The organism is Rhizobium sp. 3T7 (genome assembly GCF_020166565.1).
GTDB lineage: Bacteria > Pseudomonadota > Alphaproteobacteria > Rhizobiales > Rhizobiaceae > Rhizobium.
Window position 1 is genome coordinate 120,254 of record NZ_JAIQXS010000004.1, and the last position, 15,402, is coordinate 135,655.

Consider the following 15,402-nt stretch of genomic DNA (forward strand, 5'->3'; position numbering starts at 1 on the left):
CTGCGTGAACATTGGGGCTCTGCGAACGAAAGCTGGCAGAGAAGCATTCACGCATGGCCGGCACTGCCGTCCGATCCATGGGAATGTCTCCCCCCGACACGATTGCGCGCGCCGCTCACACGCGCTGGCAGACCGCTTTGAAATCGTCGCAATCACCGTCGGCCAATTGACGGAACGTCTATTCACCTAAAGTCGATCAATCCATTTCGATCAAGTTGCCATAGAAATCTCGCCATCTTACGTCTAAGTAAGCCAAAGTTTTCGAAATTAGGTGAGCCCTGAAATGCACAGCGATACAAACTTCCATGAAGAGGCAAGATTGCTTGCGCTTCTGGCAAATGAAAAAAGGCTCGTGATTGCCAGCCTTCTCCTGGACAATGAACTGAACGTCGGCGAGCTCGCGAAACGAGTTGGTCTTTCGCAGTCGGCTCTATCCCAGCATCTGGCGAGACTACGTGAAGGCAACATCGTGACAACACGACGTGACGCCCAGACAATCTACTATTCGACAACCCACTATGGCGTTCGAAAAATCCTTTCGACCCTCAATGAAATCTGTGCCCCCGCGATGTTGAACACTGCGAGCTAAACTTCTGGATGGCGCTCGACTACTAACAAGTACCAACTTGCGGAAGAATGGGGGCTGCGCCATCTTCTCCTCATAGCGGTCTTTGAGGAGCGGCCATGATACCCGAAGGCGATCATCTGTTTTCCACGCAAATCTCAGGCGAACCGATGCCTGATGCTGGATTGTTTACGTGGGACCTTAGGAGCAATCTTGTCTATGCGGACAGCGCCCTTGCACGGTTGTTCGGCCTGGAACCTGGCGAAACAGAACACGGCCTGCCGCTACAAACCTACATGGAACGCATTCACCCTCAGGATGCGCCGACCCTGGCCAAACAGATCAACGACGCCATCGTTGCGCAGCATCCCACGGTGCAGAACTATCGCGTTATGAACCAGGATGGGATCTATGTTGCCGTTTGCGCGTTTGGCCGGTGCTTTCGCGACCGCGACGATGTTCCGGTTCACTATGCGGGTATCGTCGTACCCGCCGAGACGTTGCCGGACAAACGATTTCACTAGCTACCGCGACTTGCTTCGCCGACTAACCTTGCGCCTCCAACGCTAGCGGCTGGACCAAGTTGGACGATAACGTCCGAAGGGCACGCCGGATCAGGCTATTGCAGCCGAGCAGAGGCTCTTGGGCTCACCTGAGAGCGAAAATCTTGCCAAGCATTGCCGATTGTCACGACTATTGGTAGCATTTGCGGCCGCCGCTGATCTGCAGTTCGCGATGCCTTGAATTGATAGACTTCCTCGTGTTCGTTGGAGACTGATCGATGAAAGTGCCACGTCGAGTTTCACCGGTCTATCTGAGCGTACTCCTCGTTGCGTGGATGTCAGCGCCTCAAGGCGCCTTGGGGCAGACGGTGCCAACCGTCGGGATAGCGAACGTTCAGATTGAGGATGTCTCTCCAAAGCATGAATTCGTCGGACGTGTCGAAGCGGTGGACGCGGTAGACATCCGCTCACGGATCGAAGGCTTCCTCGACAAGCGGCTTTTCGACGAAGGCCAGATCGTCAGGAAGGATCAGGATCTTTTCCTCATCGACAAGCGATCGCTTAAAATCTCCCTCGAAGATGCCCAGGCTTCCCTTGCAAGCGCTCAGGCAACGCTGACGGACGCGCAACGACGGCTCGAACGCAATCAGTCATTGAGCTCACAGACCGTCTCGCGCGCCACGCTGGAGGAGAGCCAAACTGCGGTGGAAACGGCTCAAGCGAACGTCTTGTCGGCGCAGGCACGAGTAGGGCAAGCAGAGCTAAACCTCAGCTATAGTCGAATAACCTCCCCGATCGAGGGACGCATCGGGGCAGCAGAGTTGTCAATTGGAAGCTTCGTAAGCGGCAGTTCACCGATACTCGCACGCGTCGTCGAAATGGACCCGATCCGCGTCGTATTCTCCGTCAGCGACCGGTCGATCCTTGACCTGCGGGCTGCTGCGGGCGGCATCGGTAAAGAGGATTTGGCCAGGAAGTATGAGCCAACCTTACGTCTGTCCAATGGCCAGCAATACAGCGAGCCGGGCAAGATCGAGTTTTTCGGAAACGAAATCGACGAGACAACGGGCACACTGGCAATTCGAGCACGGTTTAGCAATCCAGAGCACCTGCTCATTCCAGGCCAGTTCGTGACAGTAATCATATCGGAGGCGGAACGGAAGATGCGCCCGGTTGTCCCGTTAGGCGCTGTCCAGCAGGACCGCGAGGGCAAATTCGTCCTGCTTGTCGACCAGAAGAAACAGGTTACGCTCCAGCGCATAAGAGTCTCCCAGCAGGTCGACGGAAACTGGGCTGTGGACGAAGGACTAAAAGGGGGCGAGAACCTCATCGTGGAGGGACTGCAGAACGTCTCCGAGGGAGTGGCCGTGAATGTCACGCCGGTGGCTGCGGAAGGCATCGTAGCCTCGCCGTCCTCCGTCGCGCCCCAAGCTGGTACACAGCAATGAATATATCGCGACCCTTCCTTGCCAGACCAAGGTTCGCGATGGTCATTGCAATCGTCATGATGATCGCGGGCGCCGTCTCCCTCCTCCTGATACCAGTCGCTCAATTCCCTCAGATTACACCGCCGGAAGTGCAGGTAACTGCCAGCTATCCCGGTGCCAATGCCAGCGTCATGACGGACAGCGTGGGAGCGCCGATCGAGGACCAGGTGAACGGCGTCGAAGACATGCTCTACATGTCGTCGTCCAGCACCAACAATGGCACATACAGTCTGACGGTGACATTTGCCGCGGGGACAGACCCTGCAATCGCCCAGGTCAACGTTCAGAATCGGGTGGCCATGGCAACGCCGCGACTTCCGGCTGCGGTGACCCAGATCGGTGTGTCTGTGAGAAGCCGTTCGTCGAGCATGCTTCTCGGTTTCGCGATCTACTCGCCGAGGGGTACGAAAGACGAAATCTTCATCAGCAACTACGCGACGATAAACATCCGAGACGCGATCGCCCGGCTCCCCGGCGTCGGAGAAGCGAGCGTTTTTGGCCCCACCTATAGCATGCGTGTGTGGATGAACCCTGACCGCATGCAGGCCCTCGCAGTAACGGCCGCCGATCTGACTGCAGCCATTCAGGCTCAGAACGCTCAGGCATCAGCCGGGCAGCTCGGATCACCGCCGTTGGTAGCAGGCCAGCAAATGCAGTTGACCGTTATGGCCCGAGGACGTCTTGCAAGCGAAACCGAGTTCGGCGACATCATCGTTCGTACGAACCGGGATGGGGCGATCGTACGCATCCGCGACGTTGCCCGAGTAGAACTCGGCGCACAATCATATGACACTGCCTCCACCTTGAACGGGCGGCCCAGTGCGACGGTGGTCGTCTATCAATCGTCAGATGCCAACGCCCTGGCCGTGTCCGCCGCTGTCCTCAAAGAATTGGAGACATTATCGAAGCAGTTCCCCGACGACGTCGCGTATACGGTGGTTTTCGATACGACCGCTTTCGTTCGACAGACGATCGAAGAAATTCTCGTCACGCTGGCCATTACCTTTGCCCTCGTCGTCGCGGTGGTCTTTCTCTTCCTACAAGACTGGCGCGCGACAGTAATCCCCACATTGACCATACCCGTTTCGCTGGTAGGCGGCTTCGCCGTGCTCTACGTCATGGGATATTCGGCCAACACCATCACCCTGTTTGCGATGATACTCGCCATCAGTCTCGTGGTGGACGATGCAATCATCGTCGCGGAGAACGTTCAGCGAGTGATGAGCGAAGCCGGCGTTGGCGTACGGGAAGCGACCTTGCGCACCATGAACGAAGTGACGGGGCCGATCGTCGCGACCACGCTGGTCTTGGCCGCCCTTTTCATTCCGGTGGCCTTTCTTGCCGGCATAACCGGTGAGCTCTACCGTCAATTTGCCGTCACGATTCTGGTCACGATCACTTTCTCAACGATCAATGCGTTGACGTTGAGCCCGGCCCTATGCGTTCTCATCCTCCGGCCCGCGCGACACAGCCCGTCACCACTTTTCAGCAAGGTGAACAAGGGGCTGGATGCATCACGACGCTTTTATCTGAACTTGCTGGAGGTTTTTTCCCGCAGGCTAGTTCTCGCTGCCTTGCTCCTCGTAGCCGTTCTCGGCGGCATTTACGGCTTCTATCGTGTCTTGCCGACTGGATTCGTTCCTGCCGAAGACCAGGGTTATCTCTTCATGAACGTGCAATTGCCAAGCGGGGCATCCCTGGAAAGAACGCAGCAGACAATTGCAACGGTCAGCTCCGTCCTTCAGCGAACCCCTGGCGTTGCAAATACGATCGGAATCGCCGGCTCAAGCATGGTGGGTGGCGGGGGCTCCAACTCCGGAATGGTCATCGCGGCATTGCGCCCTTGGAACGAGCGGGAGAGCGATCAAAGCGTCTTTGCACTGATAGACGAACTACGCGCTGAATTTGCAACGATTTCGACCGCGTCGGTTGTACCGTTCAATCCACCGGCGATACCCGGCCTCGGTACGACGGGGGGTTTTGACTTCCGTCTTCAGGCGCGCGAAGGGCAAAGTCAGGAGGAACTGGCCGAAGTGATGCGCGCTCTGATCATAGCGGCAAACCAGACGGGGAAGACGGCCAGCGTATTCAGCACTTTTTCCGCTGATACGCCACAAATCTATCTCGATATCGACAGGCAGCGCGCCGAACTTTTCGGCGTTTCGCCAGCAACGATTTTCAGCACGCTTCAATCCCACCTCGGATCGTCATATGTCGACGACTTCAACATCTTCTCGCGGGTGTACCAGGTACGCATTCAGGACGAGCCCAGTTTCCGAACCCGAATTGAAGATATTCAGCGATTGCGGGTGCAAGGTCAGTCCGGCAATCTCGTTCCGCTGCAGGGACTGCTTTCGATTTCGACCGTCTACGGTCCGAACTCGGTTAACCGCTACAATCTGTTCCCGTCGGCTGCGATCAACGGCCAGGCAGCGGCCGGCTCCAGCACCGGCGATGCACTGGAGACCATGGAAACGCTTGCGCTGGAAAAATTGCCCCCCGGCTTCGGCTACGAGTGGACCGGATTGGCGCTGCAGGAGCGCCAGGCCGGCAATCAAACTGCAATCATCCTCATCATGGGGATCCTCTTCACCTACCTTTTCCTCGTCGCTCAATATGAAAGCTGGAGCGTGCCGCTGGCGGTGATGCTGTCGGTGACGGTAGCCGTTGTCGGAGCGCTGGGCAGTCTCGTGATTGGTGGCATCGATCTCAATATCTACGCGCAAATCGGCCTGTTGCTGCTTATCGGGCTTGCTGCGAAAAATGCGATCCTCATCGTGGAATTTGCCAAGGAACGCCGCGAAGGAGGCCTCAGCATCGTGGAAGCAGCCACCGCGGGAACGGCACAGCGCTTTAGACCCGTCTTGATGACTGCGATGGCATCCGTGCTTGGCGTTGTGCCTTTGGTCGTCGCCACGGGCGCGGGAGCAGCCAGCCGGCAGGCAATCGGTACGACAGTCCTGGGAGGACTACTCGTTGGCACTGTCGTCGGCCTCCTGGTTATCCCACTTCTGTATATCCTCGTCCAAACCGTCAGGGAGGCTGTCAAACGTCGAATCTTCGGCCACGGCCGCGACGAGGCCAGCGGACCTCCGACTGCCATAGCCCCTGAGTAGATGACCGGCTCAAAGCTGGGTGTTTTGCAGGCAACAACGGTTGCGCGCAACAGGCCTGCTCGCCGGCTGGCTTGTCGCTTCATTACCAGCACCTTCGTGCTTGCGCGTAAAGTCCATGCGCACATCCATCACCGCGTCTTCTTGAACGGCAATCGTAGCGTCGTGTTCCTGCCGGACCCAGGAAGCTACGCATCGGAGCGGATGGCTAAAAGCCTACAGGCATCACAACATTACGACGACCTTCACGTCGCTACTCAACCCTGTTGAGAGCAGAAGCGATGGCTTGCCGACCGTCCCGACAGATTTGATGGCCGCCTGCCTGAAAATGGGCGGCTGTTCGGCCATTATCCTGTTTCAGGCCGCCGGCTGAAATTGACGTCGATTGTCGTGTGCCAGAACACGGCGCCAAGAATGATCGCGCCGCCGAAATAGGTGGCGACGGGCGGCTGTTCGGAAAACAGCAGCCAGACCCAGAAGGGGGTGAGCACGATTTCGATCGTGCCGATGAGCGCCGCTTCCGCCGGCGCCATCCGCTTTGCCCCGGCAAGGAAGAGCACCAGTGCGAGAGAGAAATTGGTCGCGCCGAAGGCGGCAAGAACGATCCAGTTGTGCAGATCGAGCGAGCCCACTGAACCGAACGGAGCAAAAATGACGAGGGTCAGGAAAGCGCTGACGACGGTTGGCGGCAGGCTCGGCACGTCGGGATCGATGCGAGGAATGACGATGACGAGCGCGAAGGACGCAGTCATGCCGAGCGCCAGCAGATCGCCCCAACCCGTGCCGCCGCCAATCGACGAGGCGACGATGACCGCGACGCCGAAGAACGAGATGCCGCCGGCAATCAGCGTCCGTCTGGCAACCCTCTCCTTGAGGATGAGCCAGCCGAGCAGGGCTGCGATGAAGGGCGTCGTCGCATAGATCATCGTCACATTGGCGACGGTGGTCATGTAAAGCGCCCCGATGAAGCATCCCTGACTGAAAGTCTGGCATGCGATCATGGCAAGACCGGGCGGATGGAAGACGGAACGCCATTGCCGCCGTGAGATACCCCCTTCGAGGAAAAGACAGGGGATCAGCAGGAACAGTCCGCCGAACAACGACCGCCAGGCGATCGCTGTCCATACGTCGGTGGTCAGGAGCCGCGAATAGACACCGCTCGCGCTCCAGGCAAGCGTCGCGGCAACGATGAGAAGCACACCCTTCCCATGCTCGCTGCCTGCGAGGCCTCTGGCCGGATTTTCAATGGTCACGCAGATATTCTCAAAGAAGGAAGTCGAACGCCGTTCTTTTTTGCGCCAGGAGTTGACATTAGACAAACGAATAGTTGAGATAGCTATCATCGATTTTTTCTATGACTACCCATGCGCGAGCCAATCGAAAGCGACTTACTCAGAACTTTTTTGGTCGTCGCCGAGACGTCCAATTTCTCCGCGGCTGCCCAGCGCATTGGGCGGACACAGTCGGCCGTCAGCACCCAGATCAAGAGGCTAGAGGAGACGATCGGCGAAACTCTGTTTGAACGGGGCGCTCGCGGCGTCCTGCTGACGCGCCAGGGCATACAGCTTGTGCCTTATGCCCGCAGGATCATTGACCTGTTGAGCGAGGCCGCCGCGACGATCCGCAGCAAACCGCTGGATGGGCCGGTGCGCATCGGAATTCCCGAGGAATACAGCCAGACGGTGCTGCCGGCGGCACTTGCGGCTTTCGCCGTACGCCACCCGGCCGTCGAGGTCACCGTGTCCTGCGACTATACGGTCCGCAACATTGCCGCCCTGGAGCGCGACGAGCTCGATCTGGCCGTCGTTTTCGACTGGAGCGACCAGACGAAAGGCGAGGTCCTCTGCATCGATCCGACCGTCTGGGTCACATCCATGGTCCACCGGCTGCATGACATAGATCCCCTGCCTGTTGCAACCTATCGCAACTCCACCTGGTCGCGCGATTTTGCGCTGCGATCGCTGGAGCAGCTGGGCCGCAACTACCGGATCGCATTCATCGCCGATACCGGCTCGGGGTTGAAAAACGCCGTGACGGCTGGCCTCGCCGTCACCACGCTTTCCCGCAGCAACATTCCGCCCGGCTGCCGGGAACTGACCGCCGAAGACGGTTTCCCGCCGGTCGATTCCTCCAAAGTCGTGCTGCGCCGGAGCACTTTTCGCTCCAGCGAGGCCGTCCGGGAACTGGCCGAAATGGTACGGGACGCGTTCCAGCCTATGTCGGCGATGACGTGATACGGCGGCGCAATCGGCGCCGGGTCTCGGATGGGCTCTCGGAAAAACTCGTCCGATAGCTTCTCGCAAAGGCAGAGGCCGAGTTGAAACCGGTCGCCGCGGCGATATCGGCGAAGGAGGCTGTCGTCTCAATTACCTTGCGGCGCGCCGCATTCAAGCGCAGGGCGAGATAGTGCACATGCGGCGGCGCGCCGATGTTCTGCTGGAAAAGATCCTGCAGATGCCGGGCGCTGATGCCCACCTTGCGGGCCAACCGCGCCAGAATGAGAGGCTGCTCGATATGCTCCTCCATCAGCCGCACTGCCTGTGCCACGCGGGGATCATGCATGCGCAGCCCTGCCGAGGCTGCGGAAAGCTGTTCGTCGGCATGGAAGGAAGGCTGCTCGTAACGGAACAGCCGGCTGACCTCGAGTGCCAGCGAATAACCCTGCCGTTGCCTGATCACCTCCAGCATCAGGTCTACGGTCGGAAGCGAACCTGATGTCGTCAGCCGCTTGCCGTCGATGACGAAACGATCCTTCACGGCCCTCACCTGCGGATAGGCCAGCGCAAAATCTTCGTAGTCCTCCCAGTGGACGGTCGCCGGCAGTCCGTCGAGCAGGCTTGCCTCGGCCAGCAGCCATGTGCCGGACTCGATGCCGGCAATCACTTTGCGGTAGCGGGCAGCCTGGGAGAGCTGCATCTTGAGCGCCGGCGACGCGCTTCCACGCCAATTGTAACTGGCAAGCACGAAAAGCGGCACATCCTCGCTCGTCGCCCGGAAGGCCCCTTGGGCGGGCACGGCGATACGGCTGGTAGTCGGGACCGGCGCACCGTCTGGCGTCAGGAGCCGCCAGCGATAGAGCTCGCTGCCGGAAATGCGGTTGGCGCCGCGCAGCGGCTCGATGACCGACGCGATCAGGATCAGGTTCGTATCCGGCAGGACAAGAAGGTCAATATCGAGCCGTTCCGTCGATCGCTGCAGCAAAGCCACCTCCCTTTAATTCTGATAATGTATCGATAGCTTCCGAAATTGCAAAGCATCTCCCTTCATCCTGCCGCGTAATGCGGACAAGACGGGGAGAACGACAATATGCCTCTTGCGATGAACCGCGATGTTTTCATCACCTGCGCTGTTACCGGCGCCGGCGATACGGTTTCCAGATCCAGTCACGTGCCGATCACTCCCAAGCAGATCGCCGAATCCGCCATCGACGCGGCCAAGGCTGGTGCTGCGGTCGTTCACTGCCACGTCCGCGATCCGGAAACGGGTGCGGCCAGCCGCCGCAACGACCTTTACAAGGAGGTCACCGACCGCATCCGCTCGGCGGATATCGACGTCGTCCTCAATCTCACCGCCGGTATGGGCGGGGACCTGATTTTCGGCGATGTCGAAGCCCCCCTTCCCCTCAATTCCAAAGGCACTGATATGGCGGGCGCCACGGAGCGCGTCAGCCATGTCGCCGAATGCCTGCCGGAAATCTGCACGCTCGACTGCGGCACGATGAATTTCAACCTCGGCGACTATGTCATGACCAACACGCCGGCCATGCTGCGGGCCATGGCCAAGAAGATGACGGATCTCGGCGTGCGGCCCGAGATCGAGGCCTTCGACACTGGTCATCTCTGGTTTGCTAGGCAGCTTGCCGAGGAAGGCCTGATCGAAGATCCGGTACTGATCCAGCTGTGCATGGGAATTCCTTGGGGCGCGCCCGATGATCTCAATACGTTCATGGCGATGGTCAATAACGTACCGCAGAGCTGGACCTTTTCGGCCTTTTCGATCGGCCGCAACGCCATGGCCTATCCGGCGGCGGCCGTGCTGGCGGGCGGCAATGTGCGCGTCGGGCTCGAGGACAATCTCTTTGTCGGCAAGGGCCAGCTCGCCACCAATGCGCAGCTTGTCGAAAAGGCCGTGCAGGTCGTCGAAGGCATGGGTGCGCGGATCATCGGTCCGGACGACGTCCGCAAGAAACTCAAACTGACGAAGCGCTGAGGACGGGATGGCAGGGATCAACAAGGCGGCTTGTATCGGTGGCGGCGTCATCGGCGGCGGATGGATCGCACGGTTCCTGCTGGCCGGCATCGACGTGAACGTGTTCGACCCGCATCCGGAAGCGGGCCGCATCGTCGGCGAAGTAATCGCCAATGCCGAAAAAGCCTATGCCATGCTGACCGGGGCACCCTTGCCGCCGCGCGGCAGGCTCAACTTCTGCAAGACATTGGAGGAAGCTGTCGCCGACGCCGACTGGATTCAGGAAAGCGTGCCGGAAAGGCTTGACCTCAAGCGCGGCGTCCTGACTGAGATCGATGCCGCTGCGCGCCCCAACGCTCTGATCGGCTCTTCCACGTCGGGCCTGCTGCCGAGCGATCTGCAGCGCGACATGAGGTATCCCGAACGCCTCTTCGTCGCCCATCCCTACAACCCCGTCTATCTGCTGCCACTCGTCGAAATCGTCGGCGGCGAGAGGACTTCGGCGGCGACCATCCAGGCGGCGATGGACAGCCTGCCGCCGATCGGCATGAAGGGCGTCCACATCGCCAAGGAAATCGAGGCCTTCGTCGGCGACCGGCTGCTCGAAGCGCTGTGGCGCGAGGCCCTATGGCTCATCCATGACGATATCTGCACCGTCGAGACCCTCGATGACGTCATCCGCTATTCCTTCGGCCTGCGCTGGGCGCAGATGGGCCTGTTCCAGACCTACCGCATCGCCGGCGGCGAGGCCGGGATGCGCCATTTCCTCGCCCAGTTCGGTCCCTGCCTCGCCTGGCCCTGGACCAAGCTCACCGATGTCGTCGATCTCGACGAGGCTCTCATCGAAAAGATCGGCCGGCAATCCGACGAACAGGCGGCTGGCCTGTCGATCCGCGAGCTCGAACGCATCCGCGACGAAAATCTCGTCGGCATCCTGCAAGCCCTCAAGGGTGGGCACGGCGGCAAGGGCTGGGGCGCCGGCAAGCTGCTGAAGGACTTCGAGCAATCGCTCTGGACGCAAGGCGGCGGGGCAGCCGTGTCTTTTGACCCGTCGAAGCCGCTGAGGCTCGTCGAGACGAAAGTCAGCCCTGCCTGGGTCGACTATAACGGCCACATGACCGAACACCGCTACCTGCAGGTTTTTGGCGACACCTCCGATGCGCTGTTGCACCTGATCGGCGTCGATCTCGCCTATGTCGAGGCGGGACAGAGCTACTACACAGTGGAAACCCACATCCGCCATCTTGGCGAGGCAAAGCTCGGCCAGGCGATCCATTCGACCTGCCAGATCCTGTCTGTCGACGACAAACGGCTGCATGTCTTCCACACCCTTTACGGCACGGCTACGGGCGAGGCTCTCGCCACGGCCGAGCACATGTTGCTGCATGTCGACAGCAAGGCAGGCAAGGCTATCCCTGCACCGGCCGCTGTGTACGACAAGGCGAAGGTGATTGCGCAAGCGCACGCGACGTTGACGGTGCCTGAAGGCGTCGGCCGTCACGTCGGCCAGAAACGGTAGGAGGATCGGCATGAATTTCGGACTGAGCGAAGAACAGGAAATGATCGTCGAGACGGTCCGCGCCTTCGTCGAATCCGAAATCTATCCGCATGAGAACGAGGTCGAGCGCACCGGTATCGTCCCGCCGGAGCTCGGACGCGAGATCCAGCGCAAATGCATCGATCTCGGCTTTTACGCCTGCAATTTCCCCGAGGAGGTCGGTGGCGCCGGCCTTGACCATGCCACCTTCACGCTGGTCGAGCGGGAGCTCGGACGCGGCTCGCTGGGGCTGACGGTTTTCTTCGGCCGGCCCTGCGGCATCTTGATGGCCTGCCAGGGCGAGCAGCGTGAGCGTTATCTCCTGCCAGCGGTACGCGGCGAGAAGATCGACGCTCTTGCCATCACCGAGCCGGACGCCGGGTCCGATATGCGCGGCATGAAATGCGCCGCCCGCCGCAACGGCGACGATTTCGTCCTGAACGGCACGAAACATTTCATCTCGCATGCCGACGTCGCCGATTTCGTGATCGTCTTTGCCGCGACGGGCGAGGAGGACACGCCAAAAGGCATAAAGAAGAAGATCACTGCCTTCTTGGTGGATCGCGGCACGCCCGGGTTTGAAATCCTCAAGGGCTATGATTCGGTTTCGCATCGCGGCTACCACAACTGCACGCTGAGCTTCGAAGATTGCCGGATTCCCGCAAGCCAGGTGCTCGGCGAAGTGCATCGCGGCTTCGATATCGCCAATCAATGGCTTTACGGCACGCGGCTGACGGTTGCCGCCACCTGCGTCGGCCGGGCACGACGCGTGTTCGACATGGCCCTGTCCTACGCCGCCGAGCGCAAGCAGTTTGGCAAGCCGATCGGCGCCAATCAGGGTGTTTCCTTCAAGCTTGCCGACATGATCACCGAAATCGACGCAGCCGAGTGGCTGACGCTTTCAGCCGCCTGGCGGCTCGACGCCGGCCTTTCCGCAGACCGCCAGATCGCCTCGGCCAAACTCTATGCCTCCGAGATGCTGGGTCGCGTGACGGATGAGGCAATCCAGATCTTCGGCGGCATGGGCCTGATGGACGATCTGCCGCTTGCGCGCTTCTGGCGCGATGCGCGCGTCGAGCGTATCTGGGACGGCACCTCAGAAATCCAGCGGCACATCATCAGCCGCGACCTGCTTAGACCTTTAGGAGCGTGAGCCGATGACGCCTGGCCCGCTCGACCGCCTTCTCAGACCGCAAACGATCGCCGTTTTCGGCGGCCGCGAGGCGCGCAGGGTGATCGAGCAGTGCGACCGCATGGGTTTTGCCGGCGAGATCTGGCCCGTCCATCCCAAGCTTGGCGAGGTGCTCGGGCGGCCCTGCTATCGCTCGGTATCCGATCTGCCTTCGGCACCCGACGCTGCCTTCGTCGGCGTCAACAGGATGCTGACCGTCGAGATTGTGCGCAGCCTTTCGCGGGCCGGCGCTGGCGGGGCGGTCTGTTACGCATCGGGCTTCAGCGAGGCGACGGCGGAACTCAGCGACGGCGCCGAGCTGCAGCAGGCCCTGCTGGAAGCAGCCGGCGACATGCCGATCCTCGGGCCAAACTGCTACGGCCTCATCAACGGTCTCGACGGCGCGCTGCTATGGCCCGATCAGCACGGCATGCGGCGTATGGCACGCGGCGTCGCGATCCTCACGCAGTCCTCCAATATCGCCATCAACCTCACCATGCAGACCCGTGGCGTGCCCATCGCCTATGTGGTCACTGCCGGCAACCAGGCGCAGACATCGCTTTGCGATGTTGCCTGTGCGCTGATCGACGATCCGCGTGTCACAGCGGTCGGCCTTCATGTCGAAGGCTTCGGCGATCTCGCTGCACTCGAACGCCTGGCCGCCATCGCCCGCCATTCAAGCAAGCCGGTCGTCGTGCTCAAGGTCGGCAGGTCCGAGCAGGCAAAGCGTGCGGCCGTGTCGCATACCGCCTCGCTTTCCGGCAGTGATGCCGTCGCGAATGCCGTGCTCGCCCGCCTCGGCCTCGGCCGCGTCCAGAGCTTGTCGGCGCTCTTGGAAACCTTGAAGCTGCTGCATGTCGCCGGCCCTCTCGCAGGCCATTCGATCTCGTCGATGAGCTGTTCGGGAGGCGAAGCTTCGCTGATGGCAGATGCCGCCGTCGGCCGCGCCGTGGAATTCTCTGCGTTGCGGCCGCAGCAATTGCCACGGCTGCGGCGGGTCTTGGGCGAGATGGTGACGCTTTCCAATCCGCTCGATTATCATACCTTTGTGTGGGGCGATTTCGCACGCCAGACCGAAGCCTTCAGCGCCATGTTCGAAGGTGGATATGCCCTCAATCTCGTCGTCCTCGACTTCCCGCGTGGTGACCGCTGCGATGCGTCCGAATGGGCGATGACCGTTGAGGCGGTCATAACGGCCGCCGCCACAACCGGTGCGCTTGCCGGTCTTCTCGCGACCCTTCCGGAAAACATGCCGGAGCCGATAGCCGAACGGCTGATGGCAAACGGCATCGTTGCCTTCTGCGGCATCGACGAAACGATCGCCGCTGCGGAAGTCGCAGCCGGCATAGGGCGGGCCTGGAAAGCGCCACTTCCCCTGCCGTTGCTCGATGTGGCCTTGGTAGCCGGAGAGATCGAGACGCTGACGGAGGCCGATGCGAAGTCCGAACTCGCCGCCTTCGGACTTCCGGTTCCCGAGGGGCTGTCGGCCTCTTCTCCCGGTGAAGCCGCTGAGCTGGCTGAACGGCTCGGTTTCCCGGTCGTGTTGAAGGGTCTCGGCATTGCGCACAAGACCGAGGCGGGGGCCGTCGCACTCAACCTCAACAATATTGAGGCGGTATCGAACGCGGGAACGGCCATGCCGCCGAATGCCGGTTATCTCGTCGAGAAGATGATCGATCCGCCGATCGCCGAGCTCATTGTCGGCGCCATCCGCGACCCTGTTTTCGGATTGTCGCTTACCGTCGGTGCGGGCGGAATCTTCGTTGAATTGCTTGAAGATTCCGTCATCTTGCCGCTTCCGGCGACGAAAAAGGACATTCACGCAGCGATTTCCGGGCTCAAACTCGCAAAATTGATCTCTGGCTATCGCGGGCGGCCAAAAGGCGATCTCGAAGCCGCGGTCGCTGCTGTCGCAGCAGCAGCAGATTATGTCGTAATGAACGCGACACACCTTGAGGAACTCGACATTAATCCATTGATGGTTCTTCCCGAAGGGCGCGGCGTTGCCGCAGTTGATGCCCTGATACGGCGGAGGAGGTAGCATAGGTTGAACGACCACATTCGCACACGAAATGACGGCGGAGTGCTCGAAGTCGTCATCGACCGGCCGAAGGCGAACGCCATCGACCTTGCGACCAGCCGTGCCATGGGGTTGATCTTTCGAGATTTCCGCGACGATCCGGCATTGCGCGTCGCCATCGTGTCGGGCGCGGGCGAAAAGTTTTTCTGTGCCGGATGGGACCTGAAGGCGGCCGCCGCCGGTGATGCGGTCGACGGAGACTACGGTGTGGGCGGCTTTGGCGGGCTGCAGGAATTGCGCGACCTCAACAAGCCTGTCATCTGTGCGGTCAACGGCATCTGTTGCGGTGGGGGGCTGGAGATCGCGCTCTCGGCCGACCTGATCATTGCCACCGAACATGCGACCTTCGCCCTGCCGGAAATCCGCTCGGGTACGGTTGCCGATGCAGCGTCGATCAAGCTGCCGAAGCGCATCCCTTACCACATCGCCATGGACATGCTCTTGACGGGCCGCTGGCTCGACGTTCACGAGGCGCATCGCTGGGGTTTCGTCAACGAGGTCTTGCCGGCCGAGCGGCTCATGGAGAGGGCATGGGAGCTTGCCCGACTGCTCGAAAGCGGGCCGCCGCTCGTCTATGCCGCCATCAAGGAAATCGTGCGCGAAGCAGAGGGTTTGCCGTTCCAGACCGCCATGAACAAGATCACCAAGCGGCAGTTTGCGACGGTCGACAGGCTCTATGCGAGCGAAGACCAATTGGAAGGCGCGCTCGCCTTCACCGAGAAGCGAAACCCCATTTGGAAAGGACAGTGACGAGGCGG

Annotated in this window: 12 protein-coding genes and 1 pseudogene; 11 read left to right on the top strand and 2 right to left on the bottom strand. The window is 60.6% G+C overall.

Annotation, left to right across the window (positions count from 1 at the left end):
- Window positions 1-283 precede the first annotated feature (283 nt).
- The 5 genes and pseudogenes from K9B32_RS07970 to purU form a co-directional block, all read left to right on the top strand.
- The gene (locus K9B32_RS07970) at window positions 284-589 is read left to right on the top strand and encodes an ArsR/SmtB family transcription factor (protein WP_224561409.1); all 306 of its coding nucleotides are present in this window, start codon (window positions 284-286) and stop codon (window positions 587-589) included.
- 95 nt (window positions 590-684) lie between these two features.
- Complete coding sequence (locus tag K9B32_RS07975) at window positions 685-1,089, top strand: PAS domain-containing protein (protein WP_224561410.1); 405 nt, start codon at window positions 685-687, stop codon at window positions 1,087-1,089.
- A 257-nt stretch (window positions 1,090-1,346) separates the two neighbouring features.
- Window positions 1,347-2,516 carry an efflux RND transporter periplasmic adaptor subunit gene (locus K9B32_RS07980; protein WP_224561411.1) on the top strand — a complete coding sequence of 390 codons (1,170 nt, stop codon included), beginning with the start codon at window positions 1,347-1,349 and terminating at the stop codon, window positions 2,514-2,516.
- Window positions 2,513-5,671 (top strand): efflux RND transporter permease subunit, encoded by a 3,159-nt coding sequence (locus K9B32_RS07985; protein WP_224561412.1) that lies wholly within the window; start codon window positions 2,513-2,515, stop codon window positions 5,669-5,671. The genes K9B32_RS07980 and K9B32_RS07985 overlap by 4 nt, the downstream gene beginning before the upstream one ends.
- 96 nt (window positions 5,672-5,767) lie before the next feature.
- Window positions 5,768-5,875: pseudogene (gene purU / locus K9B32_RS07990) on the top strand (formyltetrahydrofolate deformylase); the annotation flags it as partial.
- Between the two features lie 140 nt (window positions 5,876-6,015).
- On the opposite strand, the gene K9B32_RS07995 reads toward purU, so the two are convergent.
- The gene (locus K9B32_RS07995) at window positions 6,016-6,921 is read right to left on the bottom strand and encodes a DMT family transporter (protein WP_224561413.1); all 906 of its coding nucleotides are present in this window, start codon (window positions 6,919-6,921) and stop codon (window positions 6,016-6,018) included.
- Between the two features lie 111 nt (window positions 6,922-7,032).
- Here K9B32_RS07995 and K9B32_RS08000 point away from each other — a divergent pair, with 111 nt between their 5' ends.
- Window positions 7,033-7,902, top strand: a complete 870-nt coding sequence (locus K9B32_RS08000; protein ID WP_224561414.1) for a LysR substrate-binding domain-containing protein — start codon at window positions 7,033-7,035, stop codon at window positions 7,900-7,902.
- Here K9B32_RS08000 and K9B32_RS08005 read toward each other — a convergent pair.
- A complete protein-coding gene (locus K9B32_RS08005) occupies window positions 7,883-8,875 on the bottom strand; it encodes a GlxA family transcriptional regulator (RefSeq protein WP_224561415.1) in 993 nt (330 codons plus the stop codon). The two genes, K9B32_RS08000 and K9B32_RS08005, sit on opposite strands and share 20 nt — an antisense overlap.
- 99 nt (window positions 8,876-8,974) lie before the next feature.
- On the opposite strand from K9B32_RS08005, the gene K9B32_RS08010 reads away from it, so the two are divergent.
- From K9B32_RS08010 to K9B32_RS08030, 5 genes are read left to right on the top strand one after another with little or no spacing between them, the layout of a single operon-like run.
- On the top strand, window positions 8,975-9,877 hold the full coding sequence (locus K9B32_RS08010; protein WP_224561416.1) for a 3-keto-5-aminohexanoate cleavage protein: 903 nt from the start codon (window positions 8,975-8,977) through the stop codon (window positions 9,875-9,877).
- 7 nt (window positions 9,878-9,884) lie between these two features.
- On the top strand, window positions 9,885-11,375 hold the full coding sequence (locus K9B32_RS08015) for a carnitine 3-dehydrogenase (protein WP_224561417.1): 1,491 nt from the start codon (window positions 9,885-9,887) through the stop codon (window positions 11,373-11,375).
- Between the two features lie 10 nt (window positions 11,376-11,385).
- The gene (locus tag K9B32_RS08020) at window positions 11,386-12,546 is read left to right on the top strand and encodes an acyl-CoA dehydrogenase family protein (RefSeq protein ID WP_224561418.1); all 1,161 of its coding nucleotides are present in this window, start codon (window positions 11,386-11,388) and stop codon (window positions 12,544-12,546) included.
- 4 nt (window positions 12,547-12,550) lie between these two features.
- On the top strand, window positions 12,551-14,605 hold the full coding sequence (locus tag K9B32_RS08025; RefSeq protein ID WP_224561419.1) for an acetate--CoA ligase family protein: 2,055 nt from the start codon (window positions 12,551-12,553) through the stop codon (window positions 14,603-14,605).
- 6 nt (window positions 14,606-14,611) lie between these two features.
- Window positions 14,612-15,394 (top strand): carnitinyl-CoA dehydratase, encoded by a 783-nt coding sequence (locus K9B32_RS08030; protein WP_224561420.1) that lies wholly within the window; start codon window positions 14,612-14,614, stop codon window positions 15,392-15,394.
- Window positions 15,395-15,402 lie beyond the last annotated feature (8 nt).

Excerpts from the sequence above, each read along its gene's own strand:
- K9B32_RS08010 (WP_224561416.1), top strand. The coding sequence starts at position 8,975 with ATGCCTCTTGCGATGAACCGCGATGTTTTCATCACCTGCGCTGTTACC.
- K9B32_RS08000 (WP_224561414.1), top strand. The coding sequence starts at position 7,033 with ATGCGCGAGCCAATCGAAAGCGACTTACTCAGAACTTTTTTGGTCGTC.
- K9B32_RS08015 (WP_224561417.1), top strand. The coding sequence starts at position 9,885 with ATGGCAGGGATCAACAAGGCGGCTTGTATCGGTGGCGGCGTCATCGGC.
- K9B32_RS08025 (WP_224561419.1), top strand. The coding sequence starts at position 12,551 with ATGACGCCTGGCCCGCTCGACCGCCTTCTCAGACCGCAAACGATCGCC.
- K9B32_RS07980 (WP_224561411.1), top strand. The coding sequence starts at position 1,347 with ATGAAAGTGCCACGTCGAGTTTCACCGGTCTATCTGAGCGTACTCCTC.
- K9B32_RS08020 (WP_224561418.1), top strand. The coding sequence starts at position 11,386 with ATGAATTTCGGACTGAGCGAAGAACAGGAAATGATCGTCGAGACGGTC.
- K9B32_RS07985 (WP_224561412.1), top strand. The coding sequence starts at position 2,513 with ATGAATATATCGCGACCCTTCCTTGCCAGACCAAGGTTCGCGATGGTC.
- K9B32_RS07975 (WP_224561410.1), top strand. The coding sequence starts at position 685 with ATGATACCCGAAGGCGATCATCTGTTTTCCACGCAAATCTCAGGCGAA.
- K9B32_RS07970 (WP_224561409.1), top strand. The coding sequence starts at position 284 with ATGCACAGCGATACAAACTTCCATGAAGAGGCAAGATTGCTTGCGCTT.